Source organism: Streptomyces lunaelactis, assembly GCF_003054555.1.
GTDB classification, from domain to species: Bacteria; Actinomycetota; Actinomycetes; order Streptomycetales; family Streptomycetaceae; genus Streptomyces; species Streptomyces lunaelactis.
This window is the reverse complement of the sequence record NZ_CP026304.1, coordinates 7,800,294-7,825,289: the sequence shown is the minus strand read 5'-3', so window position 1 is coordinate 7,825,289 and position 24,996 is coordinate 7,800,294. Positions and strand designations below refer to the sequence as shown.

Sequence of the window (24,996 nt, the reverse complement as noted above, 5' to 3'; positions counted from 1 at the left end):
CCGTATCCGCCTGCGGGCTGGGCAGCCCGCAAGCGGAGGCTACCGTGATGCCGACTGCGCTGGCGTACGGCGAACGGCGGGGGCAGGCTGGAGAGGGACGATCCGCTGGCGGCGTCGGCGGGCCAGGTGGAATGCACGCCGCGGTGGCCGGGCGAGTCGCGCCTCGGCCTGCGGGACTGTCGGCAGCAACAGCGGGGAGTGGCAGGGCAGACGAACCGGTGCCGCCGCGGCTGCAACAACCTTCGGGCAAGGATGCCGGAGACGTAGGCGGAGGTGACGAGCTCATGGCGCAGCGGGACCCCCGACAAGTAACCGCGCTCGGCTCGGGCGGTGCGGAGGGCGCCGGGATGGGCCCGGCGCTGTTGGAGGCCCTGTTCACCCAGTCACCCGCGGGACTGCTGGTGGTGGACGCGGACCTGCGCATCGTCCGGGTCAACACCGCCTCGCAGGGCATGCGCGGCGCCTCGGTCAGTCGCCTGCTCGGCCGCCCGTTCACCGAGGTCCTGTCGATGTCCGACCCCGGCTCGGTGGAGGCGATGGTTCGCGGAGTGCTGGACACCGGTGTACCGGTGGCGGACCGGCTCGTGCAGGGCAGGCCGCCCGCTGAGTCGGGCCGCGAGCACATCTACTCCGTCTCCGCCTTCCGCCTCCAGGACGACGACGGGCGAGTGCTGGGGGTGGCGGCCTCCGTGGTGGACGTCACCGGCCGTGAGCGGGGGCGGGCGCGAGCGGCCGTGCGCAACGCCGCTCGGCAGGGAATCGGGCGCTCGCTGGACGTGATCACCACCTGCCGGGAGCTGGTGGACGTGGCGGTACCCGGGTTCGCGGACATCGCGGTGGTGGACGTCCTGGACGCTGTGGTCCGTGGTGAGGAACCCCCGCTGGGGCCGCTCTTCGGCAACGAGCCGATGCGGCGCACCGCGTTCGCGTCGGACAGTGGCGAGTCGCCCGCCTACCGGGTGGGAGTCCTGAGCCGGTTCCCGTTCCCGACCCCTTACACACAGAGCCTGACCGACCTCGAGCCCCGCCTCGTCACTCTGGACGAGACCACTCCGTGGCTGGCCGCCGACCCCGAACGCGGCAGGGCGATCCGCGCCGCCGGAGCCCACTGCCTGATCGTGGCCCCCCTGGTTCTGCGCGGGACGGTGCTCGGCATCGCCGGTTTCTACCGGTCCACTCAGTCCGAGCCCTTCGACCCCGACGACCTGGTTCTGGCCCTGGAACTGGCGGCGCGCACCGCCCTGTGCCTGGACAACGCCCGCCGCTACACCCGTGAGCACACCATTGCTCTCACCCTCCAGCGTCATCTCCTCCCGCACGGCCCCACTCCGCTGACGGCTGCCGAGGTCGCTCACTGCCATGTGCCCGCCGAGGCCGGCGGAGGCTGGTTCGACGCCATTCCTCTCTCCAGCGCCCGCACCGGTCTGATCGTCGGCGAGGTGGCCGGCCACGGCATCCACGCCGCCACCACCATGGGCCAGCTGCGCACCGCCATCCACGCTCTGGCCGCACTCGATCTGGAGCCCGACGACCTCCTCGCCCGCCTGAACGACACCGTGGTCCGACTGGCTCAGGAGCGGGCCGCGCTCCCACCCTCGGACCCGCTGCGCGACCAGCCCCTGAGAGCCACGTGCTTGTACGCGGTCTACGACCCGCTCACCGGCGACTGCACCCTCACTCGCTCCGGCCATCCGGCTCCCGTCCTCGCCCACCCGGACGGCACCACCGAGATACCCGACATCCCCACCGGCCCGCCCCTCGGGGACGTTGGCGCGGAGGGCGCGCCCTTCGCCGCCGCCCGCATCCAGCTCGCGCGGGGCAGCATCCTCGCCTTGTACACCAACGGCCTTCTCCGCACAGCCCGCTCCGGCGCCGAAACGGCCCTGGAACGCCTTCGGCAGGTACTGGCCCATCCCGACCGTGGTCTGGACGACCTGCGCGACGACGCGGTCTATACCCTCGCGCCCGCCCCGCGCACCAGCGACGACGCCATTCTGCTCCTCGCTCGCACTGGCTTGCTCGGCGAGGACCAGGTCGCCACCTGGACCATCCCCCACCACCCTGAAGCTGTGGCAACGGCCCGAGCCCACGCCCTGCGACAGCTCACCGACTGGAACCTGGCCGAGGATTCCCTGACCACGGAGGTCATCGTCAGCGAACTGGTCACCAATGCCATTCGTTACGGCACCCCGCCCGTGCACCTGCGGCTCATCAAAGACCACACCCTGACCTGCGAAGTCTCCGACACCAGCCCCGCCGCACCCCACCTGCGCCACGCCCGCACCGTTGACGAAGGCGGCCGCGGTCTGTTCATCGTGGCCCAACTCGCCCAGCACTGGGGCACGCGCTATACGCAGCACGGCAAGACCATCTGGACCGAGCAGCCCCTCGGCGGGCCGCCCGGGCATGAAACGCGGCGATGAGCAGGGAGGCGACAGAGACCGCCAGGGCGGCCGGCACATCTGTCCCCGTCCGCAGGTGGCTGCCGCTGTTCCCGGTCAGGACGAGGGAGGCTGCGGCAGTTGACGTCCCCTGCACCGCGCGCCGGGATGCGGGATGCTGAGGTGAGGCCGGGACGCACTGCTCGCGGAGGTGAAACCGTCATGGACCGACCGATCGTCGTCGGGGTCGACAGGTCCCCGGAAAGCGTCGCTGCCCTGGAGTGGGCCGCCGAGGAGGCACAGCTGCGCGCACGGCCACTGCAGGTGCTCCACGCATGGGAGTGGCACCCCCGTCCGCTGGCGACCGTGCCGGCCGACAAAAGCGAGCACGAATGGGCGCAAGGTGCGCTGAACGATGCGCTGGAGCGAGTCTCCGCGCAGTTCCCCGAGCTCCCGGTCGAGGGCGAGCTGGTGTCCGGCGCTGCGCGGGACGTCCTCGTGGCAGCCGCCACGAGGGCGGAGATGCTGGTGATCGGGTCCCGCGGCATCGGAACCATCAGCGGCTTCCTCGTCGGATCCGTGGGCCTCAGCACGGTCGCCCGCGCAGAGCGACCCGTGGTGCTCGTACGCTCGGCCGCGGCGGGAAACGCGGCAGAGGCAGCCGATGACAGGCTGTTGCCCATCGCTGTGGGGCTGGACGCGGCACATCACGGCGACCCGCTGATCGAGTTCGCCTTCGAGGCCGCCCGGGTCCGCAGTCTCGGCCTGCGGTTCGTGTACGCCTACAGTCCTCCGTCCATCCATGACCGCGCCGCCGGTAAGCGCGACTCGCCCTACGGCCGCGAACTACTGCAGGAGCGGCAACATGCGCTGGCCGACGTGCTGAGCGGCTGGCGGCAGAAGTACCCGGATGTCGCGGTGACCGAGGAGGCGGTTGCGGGCAAACCGGCCAGGGTTCTTCTCGAAGCTGCCGCTGGGGCTCGGCTGCTGGCGCTCGGCCGACCGCGGCGCCCCGCCCGCCTCGGCCCGCACGTGGGTCCGGTCATCCATGCGGCGACGCACCACGCCCCATGCCCCGTGGCTGTGGTCCCGCACGAGCGATCCGCCGGTGGGACGTGAGGGTGCAGGCCCCGGTGGCCGGATCCGTCCGGGCCCCCGGACCGAGCCGAACGGCCGCAGGGCTCTACGGGCATCGCGCGGGCGCAGGCTGGCGGTGTGCACAAGGCCGAAGCGGAGCCATCCAGGGCCGGGCCCCGGAAGAACAGCCCTGGTGGCACGGCGGACAGCCCAATCCGCAACGACAGGCCTCCACCGCTCCCACCGCCTTCCAGTCGTGGTCGTACGCCGGGCTGTCGACCGGCACCCCTATGGCCGAGTGAATGCGGGACTGGGCCCACCCGTACCCGAATGGAACGACCGCCGGGCCTGACGGCCCACGGGCAGGGCCGCTCGGCCCCTGCCCGGCGGACGACCGCCCGACAACGCTGAGAACAGAGATACACAGATCAGTCGCCGTACTCGAGACGGAGGCCTGGCGATGCGCACTCCCACCCGCACCCGTATGACGGCCGTCCTGTCCGCCGAGCATCGTGCCCGGCTGCTGGGTATGGCACGAGAGGTCAGCATTCCCGAGGGAACCCGGATCTTCGAGGAAGGCGGACGCGCGGAACGCTTCTGGATCATTCGCTCCGGGACGGTCACGCTCGACATCCGGGTGCCGGGGCAGTGGCACCCGGTCACGATCGAGAGCCTCGGCTTCGGTGAACTCGTAGGCTGGTCCTGGCTGTTCCCGCCCTACGTGTGGCAGCTGGGCGCCGAGGCCATGACGCCGGTCCGCGCCCAGGAGTTCGACGCGCAGACCGTGCGGATGATGATGGACGCCGACCCGGCCTTCGGCTCGGCGATCGGACAGTGGGTCGGCAGAGTCCTCGCCCACCGGCTGCAAACGGCCCGTATCCGGCTCCTCGACCTGTACGCCCCGCACGGCAGCGGCAGCACCGCCACGTGAACACCGAGCGCACCACACTTGTTGAGGAGTCCGCCATGCCCGATTCCCCGCACACCGTGAGCGATGTCATGACGCACACCGCCATCGCAGTGGGACGCCACGCCGGCTACAAGGAGATCGTCGAACTGATGGAGCAGTGGAAGGTCAGCGCCCTGCCGGTGATCGAGGGCGAGGGCCGGGTGATCGGCGTGGTATCTGAAGCAGATCTGCTCCCCAAGGAGGAGTACCGCAGCAACGACCTGACGCGGGCGGACCGGCCGCTGTCAGACGCCGACGCCGCCAAGGCGGGTGCAGTCTCCGCCGAGGAACTGATGTCCGCCCCGGCCATCACGGTCCATGCAAGCGCCACCATTGCCGAGGCCGCCCGCATCATGGCACGGAGGCACGTGAAGCGGCTGCCCGTCGTCGACGACGTCGGCATGCTGGAAGGCGTCGTCAGCCGTGCCGATCTGCTGAAGGTGTTCCTGCGGGCGGACGAGGAGATCGCCGACGAGATCCGGCGCACCGTCATCGAGAACCTGCCCGTGGCGCAGGTGGAGGTGTCCGTCACCGACGGTGCGGTAACGCTGAGGGGCGACCTCCGGGACCGGGCACTGGTGCCGCTGCTCGCGCGGGCCGTCCGCGCGGTCGAGGGCGTCGTCGACATCCGACTGGACCTGGACAGCTCAGCCGCCCACGAGTCATGACCCCCGGACACCGTCCGGCCCGGCTGCTTCCCATCTCGGTCGACGTCCTCCGATTTACGCCGGACGGCACCGAAGCATTGCAAGTGGCGATCTCAAGATGCACCGTCAAGAACAGGCTCGATGCCCCGACCGAGATCATCGTGACGGCGAGCCAGGGCGGGGATCGCGAGCCTGGTGGCGCAAGCAAGAACTCCGCCGTCACCGCCTGACGACCGGTCCCGGTCCGCTGTCCCGGGACCAGGAGCCCAGCGCGTGCGGCGACGTCCGCGTGATCGGCTGACATGCCCTCTGGACCCTGTCAGTCCCGGGACAGGGCCCGTTCGGCCCTCGATAGGACCCCTCCGGCCGAAGCATCGTGGTCCTGGGACCGGATCAACAGGAGGTGGCGTGATGAAGCAGAGCAGAGTCAGAAGCCTGATGGTCGACGAGGTCGTCTCGGTCACCCCGTCGGCGCCGTTCAAGGACGTCGCCAAGTTGCTCGCCGAACATGACATCAGCGGCCTACCGGTTCTGGACGACCACGACCGGGTGATCGGGGTCGTCTCCGAGAGCGACCTTCTGGTCCGGCAGGCGACGGTCGGAGCAGCAGAGGGGGAAGGCACCCAGGACACCGAGCGGGACGACCTGACCGCCGCGCAGCTCATGTCCGCACCGGCCATCACCGTTCACGCCGACGACACGGTCTCGCAGGCCGCCCGGACGATGGTCAAGCGCAGCGTGGAACGGCTGCCCGTGGTCGACGACGAGGACCGCCTCATCGGCATCGTCACCCGGCGCGACCTGCTCCAGGTGTTCCTGCGCCCAGACCCGGAGATCCGCCGCCGAGTCATCGAAGAGGTGCTCGTGGACACATTGGGACTCGCCCCCGGCACGATCGGCGTCCACGTCGTCGACGGTGTGGTCACTCTGGAGGGCCAGCTCGAGAAGCGCAGCGACATCCCTGTGGCGCTGCGGATGACACAACTGACGGACGGTGTGGTGTCGGTGACCGACCGTCTCTCCGCAGGCACCGACGACTCCCGGCTCACGCCGCCCGAACGGACCGCGCATGGGCCTCTCGGGTGAGCGCACCCCCGGGCTGGACCGTCCGGGTAGTCGATCCGAGCCGCGACTGCACGGGCGAGTCCGACCGGCGTGAGGATTTCTGGCACGACCTGTACGGAGGGAAACGGGGACCCTCCATGGCCGAGGACAGGTTCAACGACGACACGGGGTTCGGCTTCATCCCGCAGGTCGACGGCTGCCGGGACATGTTCGTCCTCTTCTCCTCCATCCAGACGACCGGCTTCCATCACCGGGAAGAGAGCCCAGGGGCCAAAGGGGCCGCAGGACGTCATCTCCAAGCCCTGACACCATGCGCGGTCGGGCCGGTCGCAGCTGTGGCTCAATCCTGCGTCGACGGATGAGCACGCCGACGCACGACCGTCGCGGTCAGCGCACCGCCGGCGGCAGCGGTGATGGCGAGCAGAACGAACCCCCACGCGTAGTCGTCCGTGATGCTCTTGACCAGACCCATCACCAGGGGCGGGAAGAAGCCGCCGAGCCCACCGGCGGCACCGACGACTCCGGTGACCGAGCCGACCCGCTCCGGAGGAACCAGACGGGCGACGAGCGCGAAGACGGCGCCCGAGCTAGCGCCCAGACCTGCTGCCATCCCGAGGAAGGCAAGCGTTCCGACAGGGACCAGGGCAGTTTCGATCGCCGCGACCAGTGCGAGCGCGCACACCACGGCGTACGAAATCGCCAGCACGGGTGCGGGGTTCGTCCGGTCGGACAGCCACCCTCCGACCGGACGCATCGCGACGGCCAGTACAACGAAGCCCGCTGTCCGCAGCGCGGCGTCGGAGCGGCCGAGGTCGTAAGCGGTGGTGAGGTAGGTGGGCAGGTAGACGCTGAAGGCAACGAAGCCGCCGAAGGACATGGCGTAGAGGAAGGCCAGTTGCAGGGTGGCGGGCATCCGCAGCGTGGCAGCCGTGCGTGCCACGAGCGATCCGGCCGCGACCGCGCGCCCTGGTTTGTCGCGGAGGAGAAGGTGGGCCGCTACGGCGTATGCCGCCAGAAGGACGGCGACCAGATCGAAGGGGAAGCTTCGCCCGACGGCATCGGCCAGCTGGACGGTGGTGAAGGACGAAAGGGCGGTGCCGCCCGTGCCGATGCCAAAGACGCCGAGGGCGAAACCGCGCCGCTCGGGCTGGTACCAGGCGTTGACGAACGGCACTCCGATGGCGAACGTCGTGCCGCCCAGGCCGAGGAAGAAGCCGCCCGCGAGTACCTCGGGCAGTGAGTCGGCCAGATGGCCCAGGTAGAGCACCGGAAGAATCGTCAGGGCAGCGACGATGGGGAACACCCGACGAGCTCCGATGCGGTCGGTCAGGGCACCGACGGGGATCCGGCCGAGTGAGCCGACGATCACAGGCACCGCGACAACCAGGGACTGCTGGAAGGAGCTGAGGTCCAGGTCGTCCCGGAGCGTCGGTCCGAGCGGCGCCAGCAGCGCCCACGCCCAGAAGCAGAGCAGGAAGCCGGCGGTGGCCAGGGCCAGCATCCGCGCGGGTTGTGGGAAAGCAACTGCACGGGCTGGCTGCCTCTCGGCCCTTCGGCTCATCGCGCTTCCTCTCCGACGTGGGTTCCCCCGGGCTTGCCTGGCTGACATCACTTCACATCCGAACTCGACGTTCGGCGTTGAAGCACTCCACCGCCCTGCGGGTGATGCTCTGCAGGCAAAGTCGCTGGAGGAAGGGCCCGCGGTCCCGGACGGCGGGACTTTCGGCCCCTGGAGGGCCCGGCGTCGTATAAACCAGGCATCGAAGACCCATCAGAGTAGTTTGCCGGATTGATGCCCATTCGAAATGCGTGGACGAGGTGACGGGTGTGAAGGACGGCGGGATTCCCAGGAGCTCTGCTGTACCACCTGGGCACGGTGAAGCAGGCCCCGCAGCGGACGCGCTGCTGCGGGCCGGTCGCTTCTTCACCCGGCGCGAGGTCTCGCCCGATCTGCGGGCTGTCTTTCGCAAAGGTGGTCGGGAGGGGGATGTCTTCTATCGGGACCGGTGGAGCCACGACAAGGTCGTGCGATCCACGCACGGGGTGAACTGCACCGGCTCGTGTTCGTGGAAGGTCTACGTCAAGGACGGGATCATCACCTGGGAGAGTCAGCAGACCGACTATCCCTCAGTCGGCCCGGACTCCCCGGAGTACGAGCCGCGTGGCTGCCCCCGGGGTGCGGCGTTCTCCTGGTACACCTATTCGCCCACACGGGTGCGCTTCCCCTACGCGCGCGGAGTCCTGGTCGAGATGTACCGGGAAGCCAAGGCGCGCCTTGGTGACCCGGTGTTCGCGTGGGCCGACGTGGTGGGCGACCCGGACCGGCGCCGCAGGTACCAGCAGGCCCGCGGCAAGGGCGGCCATGTGCGGGTGTCGTGGGACGAGGCGGTCGAGATCGTGGCCGCCGCGCATGTGCACACGATCAAACGGTGGGGTCCGGACCGGATCGCGGGCTTCTCGCCGATCCCGGCGATGTCGATGGTTTCGCACGCGATCGGGTCCAGGTTCATCGAGCTGATCGGTGGCTGCATGACCTCCTTCTACGACTGGTACGCCGATCTGCCGGTGGCCTCCCCGCAGGTGTTCGGGGACCAGACCGATGTGCCGGAGTCCGGCGACTGGTGGAACGCCGCCTACTTGATCATGTGGGGCTCCAATGTCCCCGTCACGCGTACGCCCGATGCGCACTGGATGGCGGAGGCCCGCTATCGCGGCCAGAAAGTGGTCGTGGTGTCGCCGGACTACGCCGACAACACCAAGTTCGCCGATCAGTGGCTGCACGCCCAGCCGGGCACGGACGGCGCCCTGGCGATGGCCATGGGCCATGTGATCCTCAAGGAGTGCTTCGTCGAGCGCCGGGTGCCGTTCTTCGTCGACTATGTGCGGTGCTACACCGACCTGCCGTTCCTGGTGACGCTGGAGGAGCGCGACGACGCGTTCGTGCCGGGGAAGTTCCTGCGCGCGTCCGACCTCGGCGAGGTGTCCGAAGGAGCGGAGTGGAAGACCGTCCTGGTTGACGGTCGCACCGGTGAACCGGTCATCCCGAACGGGACGTTGGGCGAGCGGTGGACCGAATTCGGCGCAGGTCGCTGGAATCTCGACCTCGACGAGGTGTCACCCCAATTGACTCTGCTCGGCGAGGGCGCGGAGCCGATCGAGGTGCTGCTGCCACGCTTCGACGCGACAGAGGAGACCGGTTCCGTACTGCGCCGGGGCGTCCCTGCGCGTCGCATCGGCGGTCGGCTGGTGACGACGGTCTTCGACCTGATGCTCGCGCAGTACGGCATCCGGCGCGACGACCTGCCCGGCAACTGGCCGACGGGGTACGACGACGCCGCCGGTCCCAGGAGGTGACGTACTGATGCCCGCGAGTGAGCCGATCGGGCGCTGCATGGCCCAGCTGGCCATGGTGATGAACCTCGACAAGTGCATCGGCTGCCACACCTGCTCGGTCACCTGCAAGCAGGCGTGGACCAACCGCAGCGGCGTCGTCCACCACCTCGCCGACACCCCGCCACGCGACCTCGCCGAGACCTACGTCGCCACCTTCGACCGCCGCCGCCGCTGCTGCCTCTACCTGACCCTGGTGGACCGACGGCGAGACCCGCCGCCGCGGCCAGGCCCTGGCCACCCTCAAGGACCGCTACCGCCGCCACGGCCTCGAACTCGGAGGCACCGAGCTGCCCGACTACCTGCCGGTCGTGCTCGAGTACACGGCGACCGGTGACCTGGCCGACGGGCTCGCACTCCTCCAGGAGCACCGCGCCGGAATCGAGCTCCTGCGGCTGGCACTGCGCGACGCGAACTCCCCCTACACCGCCGTGGTCGAGGCCGTGTGCGCGCTCCTGCCCGGCCCGTCCCCGCAGGACCGCGCCGCCGCTCAGCGCCTGGCCCGGACCGGACCAACCCCAGGAGACCGTCGGCCTGGAACCCTTCGGTCCGGCACCATCGGGAGGGGCCCGCGATGAAGGCTCTCGATGTCCTCCTGTGGGGTGTACTGCCGTACGTCACCCTCGTGATCCTCGTCGGCGGCACCGTATGGAGGTACCGGTACGACCAGTTCGGCTGGACCCCCCGCTCCTCCGAACTGTACGAGTCCCGGCTGCTGCGCATTGGCAGCCCGCTCTTCCACTTCGGCATCCTCGTCGTCATCGGCCATGTGATCCTGGTCGTTCCGCAGAGCTGGACATCAGCCATCGGCCTGTCCGAGACGGCGTACCACGTGCAGGCCCTCGTCCTCGGCGGCGTCGCCGGCTTCGCCACGCTCGCCGGAGTGGCTATCCTCATCTACCGCCGACGCACCACCGGTCCGGTGTTCATGGCGACCACGCGCAACGACAAGACGATGTACGTCGTCCTCGTCGCGGCCATCGTCGCCGGACTCGTCACCACCCTGCTGGGCGCGGGCACCGTCGGCGAGGAGCACAACTACCGGGAAACCGTCTCGCCCAGGTTCCGCTCCGTCTCCACACTGCAGCCGGACATCGACGCCATGGCGGCCGCGCCGTTGTCCTTCCAGCTGCACACGCTCATCGGCATGCTGCTCTTCGCTTTCTGGCCGTTCACCCGGCTCGTCCATGCCTTCACCGCGCCTGTCGGCTACCTGTTCCGGCCGTACATCGTCTACCGGTCGCGCTCTGTCAGCGTCTGGCGCGGGGGCCGCGCCGTGGCTGGGAAGGCCCAGGCTCGTAGCGCGAGCCGGATATCGAACGTCTCTCGCGCTGGGCGGGTCGTGCTGGGCCCGCGGCCGTATCCGGGGCGTCGCCAGCCCAGTGAGGGATTCCGTCCGCGCCTGAATGGCCCCCGCTGTCACAGTCGCACGCAAACGATGATCTCGGGATGCGGCCTCGTGTGACTGCCTCCACGATGAGGTCATGGTTCCCGTGGGTCCTGCGGACCGTTTCGATGCGTTTCGGGCCCTTGCTGACCGGCGTGGGCGGCCGGGAGACCGGCTGATCGGGTCGCTGGCCGAGGCCAGGGCGGGAACGGCGGACAGCCCCGAGGTCTGGGCTCCGGCTGTCGCCACCGGTATCGGCCTGCCCGCTGCCGCCGCGCTCGGACCGGCCCGTTACTACGCGGACCTCGCCGCCCCGCACGGCCGCCGTCACGTCCGGGTCTGCGCGGCGACGGCGTGCTTCGCCGCTCAGGCCGGACGGCATCACACCAATGTGGAGCGCGAGCTGGGCATCACCGCCGGCACGGCCTCACCGGACGGCGAGACGTCGCTGCAGGCTGTGCGCTGCCTGGGGTACTGCTACGCGGGTCCCGCGGCACTCGACGGTGATACACCCTGCACCGGCCCGACGCTGACCGGTCAGCTCGCGGGGCGCGAGCCCCCGCGAGCACCGGAGATCCCGGCGGCCGACGACACCGGCGACCCCGTTCTGCTGGCAGGCGTGGTCGCCGGTGAGCCCGCATGGCAGGTATGGCCGCGAATGGTCACGACAGGCACTCCTGACGAGGTCCAGATGGAAGTGGCCGCCTCCGGGCTGCGGGGGCGGGGCGGCGCGGGCTTCCGGGTGGCCGCGAAGTGGGAGGCGGCCGGCCGGGCCCCCGACACCGTGGTGGTGGCCAACGGAGACGAGGGCGATCCCGGCTCCTACGCCGACCGGCTGTTGATGGAGGCGGATCCGGAGCGGGTGTTGGAGGGCTTGGCGCTGGCCTGCTTCGCATGCGGGGCCCGGCGGGGTGTGGTGCTGGTGCGCTCGGAGTATCCGCGTGCGCTGGCTCGGATGCGGGAAGCGGTCGGGCAGGCCTACGCCGACGGGCACTTCGGCCCGTCCGTGCACGGCACGGCCACGGCCCTGGACGTCGAGGTGGTGGAGGGCGCCGGGTCGTACGTCGCGGGTGAGGAGACCGCCCTGATCGCGAGCTTGGAGGGGGACCGGGGCTGCGCCCGGCCGCGCCCGCCCTACCCGACCCAGCGGGGGCTGTGGGACGCGCCGACCGTGGTCAACAACGTCGAGACCCTGGCGGCCGTCCCGTGGATCGTCTCCCGGGGCGGTGAAGCGTACGCCCGGCGCGGGGCTCTCAACGAAACCGGGACGAAGCTGGTCTGCCTGTCGGAGCGGTTCGCCCGGCCGGGTGCGTACGAGGTCGAGCTCGGCACCCCGGTGAGCCGGATCATCACCGAGCTGGGCGGCGGCCTGAAGGACGGTTGCGAACTGACCGCTCTCCAGGTCGGCGGGCCCTTGGGTGGCTTCCTCGCCCCCGACGCGCTGGATGTGCCGCTGACCACCGCCGACCTTGCGGCCTGCGGTGCCGCTCTCGGCCATGCCGGACTGGTCGCCTTCGACCAGCACGTTGCTCCAGAGGATGTGCTGTGGCACATCTGGCAGTTCGCCGCCGCCGAGAGCTGCGGCGCGTGCTCACCCTGCCGCGTGGGCTCGCGCCGGGGCCTGGAGCTGGCTGCCGCAGGCGCCCCGCCGGGAGAAGAGTGGGGACGACTGTCACGCGTTCTGGCCGAGGCGAGCCTGTGTGCCTTCGGACGGCGAATCCCGCCCGCCGTGCACAGCCTCGCCCGCGCCTACGGGCACCGACTGGCGGGATGGAGCCCATGACCGGAATCAAACTCGAGGTCGACGGCGCCGCCCACGACGTGCCCGAGGGAGCTTCACTGCTCGCGGCGGTGCGGGCGGCCGGAATCGAGCTGCCCGCGCTCTGCTCCGACGACCGTCTCAGCCCGGCCGGCTCCTGCCGTACGTGTCTTGTACGGGCCGACGGACAGATCGCGGCGGCCTGCGTGACCCCGGCCGCATCCGGTGCCCAGGTCGAAACCGCCACCGACGATCTTCAGCAGCTGCGCCGGGACGCGGTCGAGCTCATCGCCTCCGCCCTGCCGCCACGGGCCCTCGCCGGTGACAACCCCAGCGAACTGGCGCATGTCTGCCGGTCGCTGGGCATCGGCCCCGAGGCGGCACAGGGCGTCGGCGGCCGAGGTGGAGACGACTCCCACCCGTACGTCCACCTCGACCGGGACCTGTGCATCGCCTGCGGCCGGTGCGTCCGCATGTGCGCCGAGGTGCAGGGCACCTTCGCTCTCACCCTGGTCGGCCGGGGCGCCGACACCGTGGTCGCCCCCGGTACAGGAGGGTCCTGGGCCGATTCGGACTGCGTGGCCTGCGGGGGCTGCGTCGACACCTGCCCCACGGGTGCGATCATCGAGCCCGGCCCGGCGCGCGGGCTCACCTCCGCCAGCCACCAGGCTGCGTCCCTGACACGTACCACCTGCGGCTACTGCGGCGTCGGATGTTCCCTTGAAGTCGTCACCCGCGACGGCGAGGTCACGGCCGTACTGCCCGCCCGGGACGGCCCGGTCAACCAGGGGCACGCATGTGTGAAGGGGCGCTTCGCCCACGGATATCTCACCTCGCCGGAACGGCTCACCCGGCCACTGCTGCGACGCGACGGACATCTGGAGCCGGTCGGCTGGGACGAGGCGCTCGGCCATGTCGCCCGCGGACTGCGCGCGGCCGTTGACGCCGGCGGCCCTGACGCCGTGGCAGCCATCTCCTCGGCCCGCGCCACCAACGAGGAGAACTACCTCGTCCAGAAGTTCATGCGGGTGGTCATCGGCACGAACAACGTCGACAACTGCTCCCGGCTCTGCCACTCCCCGTCCGCCGCCGGACTGACCGCCTCCTTCGGACTCTCCGGCGGCACCGACAGCCTGGACGACGTCGAGCGGGCCGACTGCCTGCTGGTCGTGGGCGCCAACCCCGTCGAAGCCCACCCCGTGGTCGGAGCACGACTGCTCCGGCGAGTGCTGCACGGAGCCAAGCTGGTCGTCGCCGACCCCCGCGCCGTCGGCCTCGCCCTGCATGCCGACGTACATCTGCGACCCCGCCCCGGCACCAACGTCGCGCTCTTCCACGGGCTCGCCCACATCCTGCTCACTGAAGGACTGACCGACGAGGAGTTTCTGCGCGATCGGGCCACCGGCCTGCCGGAGCTCACCGAACTACTGGACGACTACCCGCCCCATCGGGTCGCGGACATCACCGGGGTACCCGCTTCGGACCTGATCGCCGCCGCCCGGCTGTACGGCCGTGCCCGACGGCCCGCGATCGTCTACGGCCTGGGCGTCACCGAGCACCTCCACGGTACAGACGGGGTGCGGTCGCTGGCCAACCTGGCGATCCTGCGGGGCGCCGTGGGCACCGACCGCGGGCACGGGGTCAACCCGCTGCGCGGCCAGAACAACGTCCAAGGCGCCTCCGACATGGGCGCGCTGCCCGACCTCCTGCCGGGCTACGGAAAGGTGACCGACCCGGCCGCACGGTCCCGGGCCGAGGCGGTGTGGGGCGTCCCGGTCCCGGAACATCCTGGGCTGCGGATCCCGGACATGTTCGCCGCCGCAAGGGCCGGTGATCTGCGGGCTCTGTGGGTCATCGGCGAGGACGTCTGCGCCACCGACCCCGACGCGAACCGGGTGGCCCAGGCCCTCGACGCGTGCCCGCTCGTGGTGTGCAACGAGCTGTTCCTGTCCGAGACGGCCCGCCACGCGGACGTCGTGCTGCCGGTCGCGTCCTGGCTGGAGAAGGACGGCACCTTCGTCAATTTCGACCGCCGGTTCCAGCGGGTCCGCCCCGCCGTCCCCCCGCCGGCGGAGGCCCGTACCGACTTCGACGTCATCCACGCCGCCGCATCTGCCATGGGCGTCGACCTCGGCTGCCCGACCCCGGCCGACGCCCTGGCCGAGTGCGGACGGGTCGCGCCCGTCTTCGCCGGCCTCTCCCACCACCGGCTGGACCGGGAGGGCGCCATCCCCTGGCCCTGCCCGAACCCCGACCGCCCCGGCGAAGCCAAGCTGTACACAGAGAGATTCGCCACCCCGGACGGGCGCGCCCGCCTTGCCGCGGCTCCCTATCTCCCACCCGGCGAACAGCCCGACGACGACTATCCGCTGATCCTGGTCACCGGACGGCGCTGGGCCCACTACAACTCCGGCAGCATGACCCGACGCGGCGGCAACCTCGCACTCGATCCGGTCGACTTCCTCGACCTCCACCCCGACGACGCCGTCCGGTACGACGTTCAGGACGGCGCGCAGGTCACCGTGGAGAGCCGGCACGGCCGGGCCAGGCTCATCACCCGGGTCAGTGAACAGACAGCCCCTGGCCAGGTCTTCTGCTCCTTCCACTTCCCCGCGAGCGGAGTGAACCGGCTCACCTCCGACCACGCGGACACTGTCACGTCCTGCCCCGAGTACAAGGTCACGGCAGTGCGCGTGGCCGCTCCATGACCACGTCCCGCCAAGGTCTCCGGGACCCCCGTGGTGGTACTGAATGCGGCCTTCGGCTTCGCGCAGGAGTACTCCGCGGAGCGCGCGGCAGAGGCACTGCAGGCGATGGTGCCGCACACCCGCCGGGTGCTACGCGACGGGGATCAGCAGCTGCCCGCCCGTGACCTGGTGCCCGGAGACGTCGTCGTCCTGGAAGCCGGGGACGCGTTGTCGGTTGACTGCCGCCTCACCAAGGCGCACGAGGTATCGGTGAACAACGCGGCCCTGATCAGGGGAAACGACGCCGTAGGGCGAACCGGCGGACCGGTGGCGAGCGGCCCGCTGCTTCAGGCCCGCAACTGTGTTTTCATGGGCACCGATGTCGTGGCGGGCTCCGCGAAGTCCGTGGTGTTCGCCACCGGTGCGCAACGGAGTTTGGACGCATCTTCCGCTCGTCGCAGCAACGCCGCGGCAGAAGCCCCCACTTCAGCACCAGGTCCCACCGAGATCGCCCTCCCCGCAGGTACCCCGTCATCGCCACCGTCATCCGCGAAGGCCAACCCGCCCTCCCGCCCCGAGATGCGGCTCCAGCCCGGCGACGAACTCCTCGCTGTCTCCCACTCCGCCACCGAACAGGAGATTCACGCCGCCTTACACTGACGGCTGTGGGCCGGGCCCGCGCTCACAGCCGAATGGTCACTTCGCCGCGCAGACGACCTCGACGAAGTGGCCTACCTGTTCCTCCGGCAGGCGACGTGCGAGGTCCGCCTCGCTGATCATTCCCACCAGGCGATGGTTCTCGATGACCGGCAGCCGCCGGATTCTGTGCTCCTCCATGGCCCGCAGGACTTGGTCCGTGTCGGCCTCGGCGTCAATCGTGATCGGCTTGCCCTGCTCGAGCATGCCCGCAGTCATGGTCTTCGGGTCCTTGCCCTTGGCGAGACACTTCACCACGATGTCACGGTCGGTGATGATCCCGTGGAGCCGGTCGTCCGGCCCGCAGATCGGGAGGGCTCCGACGTCCAGCTCACTCATGCGGCGCGCCGCGTCCTCCAGCGTCTCGCTCTCCTGGATGCAGGTGGTACCGGCATGCATGATCTCCCGTGCAGTGGTCATGGCGGTCTCCTTCGAGCCTCGCGATCCGCGCGGAGAGAGCCCACAGCCGCCGGGCCCCGCCCCGACCGGTTACTCCTTTAGGCCAGTGTGGATTCTTCGTATCCCGTTCGCATGCCGGGGAAGTGGGCAAGCCGTGCTCTGCCCCCGTTCCCTCCTCACAGGGCCTGGTCCGGACGACAGGAGGGCCCGCCAGGCGAGCCACAACACCTGTGCCGGCGCCGTCGGCCTGAAGTCCGGCGGCCAGGTCACCACTGCGGCGCTCGCCCATGACCTGGGTCCGATGTCGGCTCGGCGCAGAGCCGGGCCGTCGTTGACACCGTCCCCCGTCATCGCCACCACGTGCCCCGCCCCACCGGGTGAGCGTGCACGGCGCATGTCCAGGATGTGCCGGTAATCGACGAGAGCGCAGGTGTCCGGGGAGAACCACCGCCCCGCCGATCCGTCGGCGGAACGGAGACGGAACCGCAGGAGCAGCCGTTCGGGAGATTGACCAGGTCTTCGTTCTCCACCCGTCGCCCGGACACGGTCGACTCCAGGCGGTTGTAGCACCCGGCCGCGTAGCTCCCTGGGTAGTGCACCAAGCCGGCCCTGCTCTCGGGCACCGCGCCGCGGGTGGCGAAGTAGCCGTTGCCGAGCGTGCACAGCGATTCGCGCAACTGCTCGGCAGCGGGGTCGCAGCCCTCGTACTCCCAGGTCCACTCCGACATCTGCCGCCCTCCCCCTCTCCTTTCACGTTCCGTCACGAGATGACAGGAGCGCGGCCCACGCGCCGGAATTCAGGCTCGCTGAGGCCATTGCGGGCACCCCTGTGAATACCGTCGCACTGCCCTGGATCCACCGCGACATGCGTACCGGCCCTCAGACCGGGACCTTCGGCCGGGTTGCACCGCGCCGGTTGGCGACGAAGGTGGAGTCATACGGCCAGTCGGCCCACCTCCGTGCCCCTTCAGACCCTGGGCCTGGGCGCCTTCTTGCCGGAGGCTGGAGCTGAGAGCAGGAGAAGCAGCCTGAGAGGGCCCCACTTGCGAGAGGGAGCCAGTAATGAAGCACAGCAAGATCGGCAACCTGATGGTGAACGACGTTGTCTCGGTGACTCCGCAGACCCCGTTCAAGGAAGTCGCCAAGCTGCTTGCGGTGCACCGGATCAGCGGTCTGCCAGTGGTCGATACCGATGACAGGGTGCTCGGTGTGATCTCCGAGAGCGACCTCGTACTCCGGCAAGCGGGCGTTCCGCCCGAGCCGGGACCCATCCGCAGCGCACGGCTGGCCTGGCGGTCGCCGCCGACCGGCGGCGCCGACACCGGACGCACCGCTGACACCAAGGCGCACGCGATGAGCGCCCGAGAGCTGATGTCGCAACCAGCGATCACCGTCCAGGCCAATGACACTATCGCCGTGGCCGCCCGCACCATGGCGCAGCATCGCGTCGAGCGGCTGCCCGTGGTCGATGAGGATGGCCGCTTGGTGGGTATCGTGGCCCGCCGTGACCTGCTTCAGGTCTTCCTGCGACCGGACCCTGACATCCGCCGGGAGATCGTCGACGAGGTCCTGGACCGGATGTTGGGGCTGTCCCCGGGCGCGGTCCAGGTGCATGTGATCGACGGCGTGGTCACCCTCGAAGGTCAGCTGGAGCGGTTCAGCGAGATCCAGGTCGCGGTCCGGCTGGCGCAGCAGGTGGACGGCGTGGTCTCCGTCACCGACAAGCTGACCTACCGCTACGACGACTCCGGCTCTCGGCCTGCACGGCAGACGCCACTCCCTGCCGCCGACGAAACCGAGGACAGCGGCGTCCATTGGGAGCGGTCACCGTGATCTCGGGGAATGGTCTCTTCAGCGTGCTGCCTGAGGACCGGCGCGGTCGGCTCATGTCGCTGGCCCGTGAGGTGTCCTTCGCGACAGGCGAGCGTATCTTCAACGAGGGCCGCAAGGCCGACCGCTTCTGGATCATCCACACAGGCACGGTCGTTCTCGATCTTCACGTGCCGGGCCGGCGGGCAGCGGTCATCGAGACCCTCGGCGCCGGAGAACTGCTGGGCTGGTCCTGGATGATCCCTCCCCCGCACTGGCACCTGGGGGCCGAGGCCAGCAGCCCGGTGGGTGCCTACGAGTTCGATGCGGCGGCGGTCAATGAGCTGTGCGAAAAGGACCCGGAGCTGGACCACGCCTTGCGCACCTATGTCGCCGGTGTGATCGCGCACCGGCTCAGGGCCACGCGTACGCGATTGCTCGACCTGTACGCGCCATACGGCGCGGGCCGGGTCCCCTGACGAGGCGAAGGAGGAGGTCTGAAGTGCCTGACACTCCGCACATCGTGAGCGATGTGATGACCCTGACGGTGGTGGCCGTCGAGCGCGGCGTGCCCTTCAAGGAGATCGTCCGGACCATGGAGCAGTGGGAAGTCAGTGCCCTGCCGGTCCTGGAGGGCGAGGGGCGCGTCATCGGTGTCGTCTCCGAGGCGGACCTGCTGCCCAAGGAGGAGTTCCGCGACAGCGTCCCGAACCGCAACGAGCAGCTCCGGCGCCTGTCCGACCTCGTCAAGGCGGGGGCGGTGACCGCGGAGGAACTCATGAGCGCCCCTGCCATCACGGTGCGCTCCGGCGCCACCTTGGCCCAGGCCGCGCGGATCATGGCTGTGCAGCACGTCAAGCGGCTCCCCGTGGTCGATGACGAGGGCATGCTGCAGGGCATCGTCAGCCGCGCCGATCTGCTGAAGGTCTTCCTGCGGCCGGACGAGGACATCGAGGAGGAGGTCCGCCGCACGGTGGTGTCGTACCTCTTCCCCGCCCTCAGTCACGCCATCCACGTGAATGTGCACGAGGGAGTCGTCACTCTCCGCGGACAGATCCGCGACACCTCGCTGGTCTCGGTTGCGGCGCGCCTCGTCCGCGCCGTGGAGGGCGTCGTGGACGTCAAGTCCCAGCTCACCGGCGAGTCCGCCGTCCCGCCCGGACCGGAAAGCGCGTAGCGGCAGGTCCGTCAGCGCGGAGCGGACGACGGGTACTCGTCGGCCACCGCGACCCGCAGGTTCGGCAGTGCGGCGGCGCAGCCGAGGTGGAGGGCGCGGGTTTCGGGGTCTGCGTGCGGCATGACGCGGTCGAAATCGGCGCGTACGTGGAAGGTGCGGCTGCCGTGGAAGTAGCGGACGCGCCACGGCTGCGCGTTGTGCATCGACGGGGCGGCAGCAGCGTCGTAGACCAGGGCTGTCACACACTCTTCGGACGGCGCTTCCTGGATCACCGGAGCCTCCCTTCGCGAATTGGCAGCCCTCCGGGGCGGGACCGCTCTCCGGTTGTCGCATGATCCTGGTCGTGGAATGCGCGCCGGGCGAGCGGCAGTCCGTGGCCGCTCACTGATCGGCCGGACTGATGCGGCGGCCCGTGAGGCGCGTGGGCTGGATCAACACCCACATCTCGCGTTCGCCCCCCGCCCATGGCTTGGTGTGAGCACGATCGGCCAGCCGCCGCACGGCGTCGGGCTCCGTGGCAACCCGCGCAGGGCCGACGACGAGCACACTCCAGCCCTGGCTCATTGCCTCGTCCACATGGTCGACCTCGAATGCGACGTCCGTTCCCACGGCTGCGGCAGGCGTTGAGTCGGGCGCGGTCCGGAAGGCGATCGCGTCGTCGATGACCTCGTAGTTCACCGGGACGACCGCCGGGCCATCGGGTGTCGACACCGCGACGCGGCCCAAGCCGTGCGTGGAAAGCCGGGCGCGGCATTCATCGGGGCTGAGGTCCCGTAGCTGAGGGTGGAGGAGCGCCTGGCCTTGGCCGGGCGGCAGGTCGATGCCGCCGCCGCGCAGGGCTGCGACGCTGGTGCCCAGCGCGTCGGCCAATCTGATGAGACTCCCCAGGCTCGGGTCGGCCTGCCGTTCTTCGAGATACGCCAGGTAGTCCGGCGCCATTCTGGCGCGTCGGGCTGTTTCTGCCCGGGTCAGCCCCTGTCGCTTGCGCTCTGTGGCCACTCGCCGGCCGATGTCGCCAGGGTTGGGTGACTCATGCAGCGGGGTTGTGTCGGACACGGCAACCGACTCGTCCATGCCCGGCCGGGAAGGCTCGTGGGCCCCGGGCCCATGCTCGACGTGACGGACATGCGCATCGGGCCCGGGGAACACCAGCGTCACCTCGTCCGTATCCGACCAGCGCACGTCGTAGGGAGGTGTTCCATCCGCATGGTGGAGTCCGACAATCTCACCGTCGCGTCTGGTAGCGCCGGTCGTCGGGCTTTCGATGACGAGTTGATCGCCGAGGTGAGCTCGCATGATCGCCGCCATTTCCTCAAAATGATGCTGCACCCAACGTGCCACGCGCGGCGTGCCGCTGCATGGGATGAGAGACCCTGATCAGGGGGCGAACGAGTCGGCCTCGGGACCACTGGCCCCAGAATGGGCCCGGGCAGCTCACCCGTGGGCGACGGATTCCTGACACGCTGGACACGTGATGAGAACTGGCTGTCACGCTCCGGAAGGGAGAGGCGACATGCAGCACCGAACGGTCGCAGAACTCATGACCCGAGTGGTCGTCCGGGCACGGCGTGATCTACCGTTCAAGGAGATCGTCAAGCTGTTGGCGGAGAACGATGTCACCGCTGTGCCCGTGGTGGACGATCTGGACCGCCCGATGGGTGTGGTGTCCGAGGCGGATCTGCTGCGCAAGTCCGCAGATCAGGCAGACCCGTCCGGTCGGACACCGGTTCCGCATCTGGAGGCGTGGGAGCGGGCCAAGGCCGAGGGTGCCAGGGCCGAGGAACTGATGTCGGCTCCCGCGGTGTGCGCGCGTCCGGAGTGGACTGTGGTCGAGGCGGCCCGCCTGATGGAGGTCCACAACGTCAAGCGGCTGCTCGTGGTGGACGAGACGGACAGGCTCCAGGGCATCGTCAGTCGCAGTGACCTGCTACGGATCTTCCTGCGCCGTGACGACGCCATCCGCGAGGAGATCACGCGGGATGTGCTGCAACAGACGATGGGCCTTGTTCCCTCAGAGGTGACGGTCGAGGTACGCGAGGGGCAGGTAAGCCTCGGCGGATCCGTCGAGTTCAAGAGCCTGATCCCCATCATCGAGCAGCTGTGCCGGAGCGTTGACGGCGTGGTCTCGGTCTCGGAGCTCATCGCGTACCGGACCGACGACGCCCGGAGTTCCGCCACCGGCACATGAGACATCCAGATCCGAGGGCTGACCATGGGCCGCCTGCAGGACCTCCGGCCCTTCGCCGACAGACGCGAACACCGGTCGTCCTACCTTGCCTGCACAGACCTTCGCGGCTGGCCCTGCCCCTGACTCGACTCAGCCGGTGAGCTCGACGCGGTGCGGCCTGGCCTTCTCCGCTTTCGGGACGCGCACGGTGAGGACTCCGTTGGCCAGATCCGCGCTGATGTGCTCGGTGTACGGCCCTCGGCCTGTCACTGACGAAAACGCGCGGACCAAATGGGGCTCCACCAGGTCTGCCGTGCCGCTTCCCTCGCCGTCCTCGACGCCGACGACGATGCTCCCGAACTGAGCATCCCGGTACTCCGCCCCGCCGCGCACCACGACGACCGGGCAATCGGCGCGGGCTGCCACGGCCAAGCTGACCGAACCCAGGAGCAGCCCGGCGAAATCTCCGAGCCCCCTTGACCCAAGGACCAGCGCCAAGGCATTGCGCCCCTTGCTGACGAGCGGACGCCGCGTCCTCATGCAGCACCTCGCTCGACAGCGGCACCGTGGGAGCGCCCTTCCAGGCCCGTTCCGAGGCAGCTGCGATCAGGTCGGCCGCCTCGTGGTCCGGCGCGGCTGCATGCACGAGGTGGAGCGGCACTTCGTGTCGGACTGCCTCCTCGGCGGCCCAGTCCACCGCCTCCAGACTCGCCTCGGATCCGTCGATGCCGACCACCAGGGGAATCGTCACTGCTGCAACCTCCTCCTCGTACCGGGATCCGCACCATTCCGAGCCCCGCCACACTGGCTCCGCATGCGCCGCAGGGAGCTTTGCGGTACTCCTCGAATGAGAAGAGGCCGTGCTTGGTTTGCCGGCACAGTCTGGACAGGCGGACTCGTTCACCGTCCTACTTCCAGCTTCGTACGAGACGGAGGCAGTCGCCATGGAGCCAGTCATCACCGTGGGCCTCGACGGCTCACCCGAGAGCCTTGCCGCCGCCCATTGGGCCGCCGACGAAGCCGAACGGCGCAAGCTCACGCTGCGCCTGCTGCACGCGTGGCCCATGCTGGTGCCGGAACCGACCAACATCCCCTCCGAGATGGATCAGAACTACTGGGCCAAGCGGATCGTTCACAATGCGCGGGCGGAACTCCAAGCACGCCACCCAGGCCTGTCCATCGTCGGCAACCTGGTCGCCGACGACGCCCAGGACGCACTGCTGCAAGCGGCATCGGAGTCCGAGATGCTCGTACTCGGTTCGCGAGGACTGCAGCCCGTCGAGAACTACTTCATGGGCGACATCAGCATGCCCGTCGTGGCACGGGCCGAGCGGCCGGTGGTCCTGGTACGCGCCGAAGCGCACGAAGAAAGGCCACAGCCCACTCCGCGTACGGCAGGCGCCGTGGTAGTGGCAGTGAAACTGTACGGACCATGCGACGACCTGCTCGAATTCTCCTTCGGCACCGCCACGGCGCGGGGCATGCCTCTTCAGGTCGTCCATGGCCGAAGCGTGCCAGTCCATGCACACGTTCCCTGGGGGGTCGACCACGACGTGACCGAGGAGATCACGCAGGAGGCTCAGAAGCAGCTGAGCCAGGTGCTCCGCCCGTGGCGTGAGAAGTTCCCCGGCGTGGACGTGGTCGACGTGGTCCGGCTCGACAGCCCGGCCAAGGCCGTCGTACGGGACGCCGAGCACGCCGGTCTGCTGGTCGTCGGCCGACGCAAGCACCGTCCCGCCCTGGCACCACGCGTGGGTCCCGTGGCCCAAGCCGCCATCCATCACGCACGCTGCCCTGTCGCCGTCGTCCCCCATGACTGAGCCCAACTACCGCAGGGAGCCGGTGGAAGCGGTACATCAAGCCGACGCGTCCGTGCTCCGGAGCGCCACCGGCATTGACGCGCCGCCGCTCCCCCGCGCAGAGGTGTGCGAGACCCATACGGCCGTCGTGGTGTTCGTCGGGGACCGCGCCTACAAGCTCAAGAAACCTGTCGAACTTGGGTTCCTGGACTACAGCACCGTGGCTGCTCGTCGGGCCGCGTGCGAGCGAGAAGTCGCTCTCAACCTTCGCTTCGCCCCCGATGTCTATCTGGGTGTGGGGGAATTCCGCAGCCCGCAGCCGGAGGCGCCCGAGCCGGTCGTCGTGATGCGCCGCATGCCCGCGGACCGCCGCCTCTCCCGGCTGGTTCGAGAAGGCGCCGCCGTCGACGACGTCCTCAGGGCCGTCGCCCGGCAACTGGCCACGCGTCACGCGGACGCGACCCGCAGCCGAGAGGTGGACCAACAGGGCACCCGGGACGCCCTGTTGTCTCGCTGGGAAGCAAGCTTCTCGCAAGTCCGCGCGCTGGCTGACGATGGACACGCGCCCGCCGACGTGGAGGAGGTGGAGCGGTTGGTCCACCGCTACCTCGCCGGCCGCAAGCAGTTGTTCGATTCGCGCATCAAGCAGGGGCGGGTGGTCGACGGCCACGGTGATCTGCTCGCCGAGGACATCTTCTGCCTCGAGGACGGCCCTCGCGTCCTGGACTGCCTGGAGTTCGACGACCGTCTTCGCTACGTCGACGGCCTCGATGACGCCGCGTTCCTCGCCATGGACCTGGAACAGCTCGGTGACCCGGAAGCCGCCAGGTTCTTCCTCGCTCAGTACAGCGAATACTCCGGCGACCCCGCACCGCCTTCGCTGTGGCACCACTATGTCGCCTACCGCGCGTTCGTCCGCGCCAAGGTCTCCCTGATTCAGGCACGCCAGGGCGCACCCGGCGCGGAGGCGGCGTCACGGCGACTGGTCATGGCGGCGCTGCGCCACCTGCGTACCTCCGCTGTCGGCCTGACTCTCGTCGGCGGGCTTCCGGGCAGCGGGAAGTCCACGCTCTCCGGCGCGCTGGCCGATCGCCTCGGCGTCACGCTGCTCAGCAGTGACCGCCTCCGCAAGGAGCTGGCCGGCATCCCCGAAGACCAGTCCGCACCGGCCGGCTACGGCGAGGGCTTGTACACGCGCGAATGGACCGACAAGACGTACGCGACACTGCTCGACAGGGCGTCCGCCCTTCTGTCCTCCGGTGAGTCCGTCGTCCTCGACGCGACCTGGTCCCATGCGGGGCAGCGTGAGGCCGCCCTGCGCATGGCGGAGCGCACCAGTGCCGACTTGGTGGCCCTGCACTGTCAGATTCCGGGCGACGTGTCGGCGGCCCGCCTGAGCACCCGCGCGCCCGGAGTGTCCGACGCCGATCTCGACGTGGCCACCTCCATGGCAGCCGAGGAGCCGCCGTGGGCGGAGGCCGTCACGATCGACACCAGCGGTCCTCTGGAAGCCGCGGTCGTTCAGGCGATGTCGGCTGTACGCCCGTGGGGCACCGGGCAGGCCCCGGTCTTCCGCCGCCCCTACATGGAGCCGGACTGAGCAGAGA

General features: G+C 69.8%; 22 protein-coding genes and 4 pseudogenes. 20 read left to right on the top strand and 6 right to left on the bottom strand.

All coding sequences use genetic code 11. The features are described 5' to 3' along the window. The first annotated feature begins 284 nt into the window (after positions 1-284). The 7 genes from SLUN_RS35755 (at position 285) to SLUN_RS35730 (ending at position 6,481) form a co-directional block, all read left to right on the top strand. A complete protein-coding gene (locus SLUN_RS35755) occupies positions 285-2,423 on the top strand; it encodes a SpoIIE family protein phosphatase (RefSeq protein WP_108154037.1) in 2,139 nt (712 codons plus the stop codon). Between the two features lie 180 nt (positions 2,424-2,603). Then, positions 2,604-3,500, top strand: coding sequence for a universal stress protein (locus SLUN_RS35750; protein WP_159100409.1), 897 nt, complete (start codon positions 2,604-2,606; stop codon positions 3,498-3,500). A 418-nt stretch (positions 3,501-3,918) separates the two neighbouring features. Next, positions 3,919-4,389 carry a cyclic nucleotide-binding domain-containing protein gene (locus SLUN_RS35745; protein ID WP_108154035.1) on the top strand — a complete coding sequence of 157 codons (471 nt, stop codon included), beginning with the start codon at positions 3,919-3,921 and terminating at the stop codon, positions 4,387-4,389. Positions 4,390-4,424: 35 nt separating this feature from the next. Further along, a complete protein-coding gene (locus tag SLUN_RS35740; RefSeq protein ID WP_108155125.1) occupies positions 4,425-5,075 on the top strand; it encodes a CBS domain-containing protein in 651 nt (216 codons plus the stop codon). Continuing rightward, on the top strand, positions 5,072-5,284 hold the full coding sequence (locus SLUN_RS39735; protein WP_159100408.1) for a hypothetical protein: 213 nt from the start codon (positions 5,072-5,074) through the stop codon (positions 5,282-5,284). The genes SLUN_RS35740 and SLUN_RS39735 overlap by 4 nt, the downstream gene beginning before the upstream one ends. A gap of 181 nt (positions 5,285-5,465) precedes the next feature. Beyond that, on the top strand, positions 5,466-6,140 hold the full coding sequence (locus SLUN_RS35735; protein ID WP_108154034.1) for a CBS domain-containing protein: 675 nt from the start codon (positions 5,466-5,468) through the stop codon (positions 6,138-6,140). Between the two features lie 116 nt (positions 6,141-6,256). After that, positions 6,257-6,481 carry a cold shock domain-containing protein gene (locus SLUN_RS35730; protein ID WP_108154033.1) on the top strand — a complete coding sequence of 75 codons (225 nt, stop codon included), beginning with the start codon at positions 6,257-6,259 and terminating at the stop codon, positions 6,479-6,481. On the opposite strand, the gene SLUN_RS35725 is transcribed toward SLUN_RS35730, so the two are convergent. Continuing rightward, positions 6,460-7,620, bottom strand: a complete 1,161-nt coding sequence (locus SLUN_RS35725) for an MFS transporter (RefSeq protein WP_217505056.1) — start codon at positions 7,618-7,620, stop codon at positions 6,460-6,462. The genes SLUN_RS35730 and SLUN_RS35725 overlap by 22 nt on opposite strands. A gap of 341 nt (positions 7,621-7,961) precedes the next feature. Here SLUN_RS35725 and SLUN_RS35720 point away from each other — a divergent pair. The 7 genes and pseudogenes from SLUN_RS35720 to SLUN_RS35695 form a co-directional block, all read left to right on the top strand. Continuing rightward, positions 7,962-9,464, top strand: a pseudogene (locus SLUN_RS35720) (molybdopterin-dependent oxidoreductase); the annotation flags it as partial. Positions 9,465-9,480: 16 nt separating this feature from the next. Further along, a complete protein-coding gene (locus SLUN_RS41805) occupies positions 9,481-9,846 on the top strand; it encodes a hypothetical protein (RefSeq protein WP_254709833.1) in 366 nt (121 codons plus the stop codon). Then, positions 9,743-10,087, top strand: a complete 345-nt coding sequence (locus SLUN_RS35715) for a nitrate reductase molybdenum cofactor assembly chaperone (protein ID WP_254709830.1) — start codon at positions 9,743-9,745, stop codon at positions 10,085-10,087. The genes SLUN_RS41805 and SLUN_RS35715 overlap by 104 nt, the downstream gene beginning before the upstream one ends. Then, positions 10,084-10,974, top strand: coding sequence for a respiratory nitrate reductase subunit gamma (gene narI / locus SLUN_RS35710; protein ID WP_170146638.1), 891 nt, complete (start codon positions 10,084-10,086; stop codon positions 10,972-10,974). Before SLUN_RS35715 ends, narI begins: the two co-directional genes overlap by 4 nt. A 19-nt stretch (positions 10,975-10,993) precedes the next feature. After that, on the top strand, positions 10,994-12,679 hold the full coding sequence (locus SLUN_RS35705) for an NAD(P)H-dependent oxidoreductase subunit E (RefSeq protein WP_108154031.1): 1,686 nt from the start codon (positions 10,994-10,996) through the stop codon (positions 12,677-12,679). Next, positions 12,676-15,363 (top strand): formate dehydrogenase subunit alpha, encoded by a 2,688-nt coding sequence (gene fdhF / locus SLUN_RS35700; protein ID WP_108154030.1) that lies wholly within the window; start codon positions 12,676-12,678, stop codon positions 15,361-15,363. Before SLUN_RS35705 ends, fdhF begins: the two co-directional genes overlap by 4 nt. Before the next feature lie 30 nt (positions 15,364-15,393). Next, positions 15,394-16,002 (top strand): P-type ATPase actuator domain-containing protein, encoded by a 609-nt coding sequence (locus SLUN_RS35695; protein WP_306610732.1) that lies wholly within the window; start codon positions 15,394-15,396, stop codon positions 16,000-16,002. A 36-nt stretch (positions 16,003-16,038) separates the two neighbouring features. On the opposite strand, the gene SLUN_RS35690 is transcribed toward SLUN_RS35695, so the two are convergent. Further along, positions 16,039-16,458, bottom strand: coding sequence for a CBS domain-containing protein (locus SLUN_RS35690; RefSeq protein WP_108154029.1), 420 nt, complete (start codon positions 16,456-16,458; stop codon positions 16,039-16,041). Between the two features lie 327 nt (positions 16,459-16,785). Further along, positions 16,786-17,165, bottom strand: a pseudogene (locus SLUN_RS35685) (glycoside hydrolase family 65 protein); the annotation flags it as partial. A gap of 334 nt (positions 17,166-17,499) precedes the next feature. Here SLUN_RS35685 and SLUN_RS35680 point away from each other — a divergent pair. The 3 genes from SLUN_RS35680 to SLUN_RS35670 are packed head-to-tail and all read left to right on the top strand — an operon-like array spanning position 17,500 to position 19,423. Further along, positions 17,500-18,270 (top strand): CBS domain-containing protein, encoded by a 771-nt coding sequence (locus tag SLUN_RS35680; RefSeq protein WP_108154028.1) that lies wholly within the window; start codon positions 17,500-17,502, stop codon positions 18,268-18,270. 53 nt (positions 18,271-18,323) lie between these two features. Beyond that, positions 18,324-18,725, top strand: a complete 402-nt coding sequence (locus SLUN_RS35675; RefSeq protein ID WP_108155124.1) for a Crp/Fnr family transcriptional regulator — start codon at positions 18,324-18,326, stop codon at positions 18,723-18,725. Between the two features lie 23 nt (positions 18,726-18,748). Beyond that, positions 18,749-19,423 carry a CBS domain-containing protein gene (locus SLUN_RS35670; protein ID WP_108154027.1) on the top strand — a complete coding sequence of 225 codons (675 nt, stop codon included), beginning with the start codon at positions 18,749-18,751 and terminating at the stop codon, positions 19,421-19,423. Positions 19,424-19,464: 41 nt separating this feature from the next. On the opposite strand, the pseudogene SLUN_RS35665 reads toward SLUN_RS35670, so the two are convergent. Both SLUN_RS35665 and SLUN_RS35660 read right to left on the bottom strand, forming a co-directional pair. Beyond that, positions 19,465-19,695 (bottom strand): annotated as a pseudogene (locus SLUN_RS35665) (Acg family FMN-binding oxidoreductase); the annotation flags it as partial. A 109-nt stretch (positions 19,696-19,804) separates the two neighbouring features. After that, positions 19,805-20,719 carry a DUF1918 domain-containing protein gene (locus SLUN_RS35660; protein ID WP_108155123.1) on the bottom strand — a complete coding sequence of 305 codons (915 nt, stop codon included), beginning with the start codon at positions 20,717-20,719 and terminating at the stop codon, positions 19,805-19,807. Between the two features lie 217 nt (positions 20,720-20,936). Between SLUN_RS35660 and SLUN_RS35655 the strand changes: the two genes are divergently transcribed. After that, entirely contained in the window at positions 20,937-21,611 is a 675-nt protein-coding gene (locus SLUN_RS35655; protein WP_108154026.1) for a CBS domain-containing protein, read from the top strand. Positions 21,612-21,899: 288 nt separating this feature from the next. On the opposite strand, the pseudogene SLUN_RS35650 reads toward SLUN_RS35655, so the two are convergent. After that, positions 21,900-22,341, bottom strand: a pseudogene (locus tag SLUN_RS35650) (universal stress protein); the annotation flags it as partial. A 193-nt stretch (positions 22,342-22,534) separates the two neighbouring features. Here SLUN_RS35650 and SLUN_RS35645 point away from each other — a divergent pair. After that, positions 22,535-23,410 carry a universal stress protein gene (locus SLUN_RS35645; RefSeq protein ID WP_108154025.1) on the top strand — a complete coding sequence of 292 codons (876 nt, stop codon included), beginning with the start codon at positions 22,535-22,537 and terminating at the stop codon, positions 23,408-23,410. Between the two features lie 103 nt (positions 23,411-23,513). Further along, positions 23,514-24,989, top strand: coding sequence for a bifunctional aminoglycoside phosphotransferase/ATP-binding protein (locus SLUN_RS35640; protein ID WP_108155122.1), 1,476 nt, complete (start codon positions 23,514-23,516; stop codon positions 24,987-24,989). Positions 24,990-24,996: the final 7 nt, after the last annotated feature.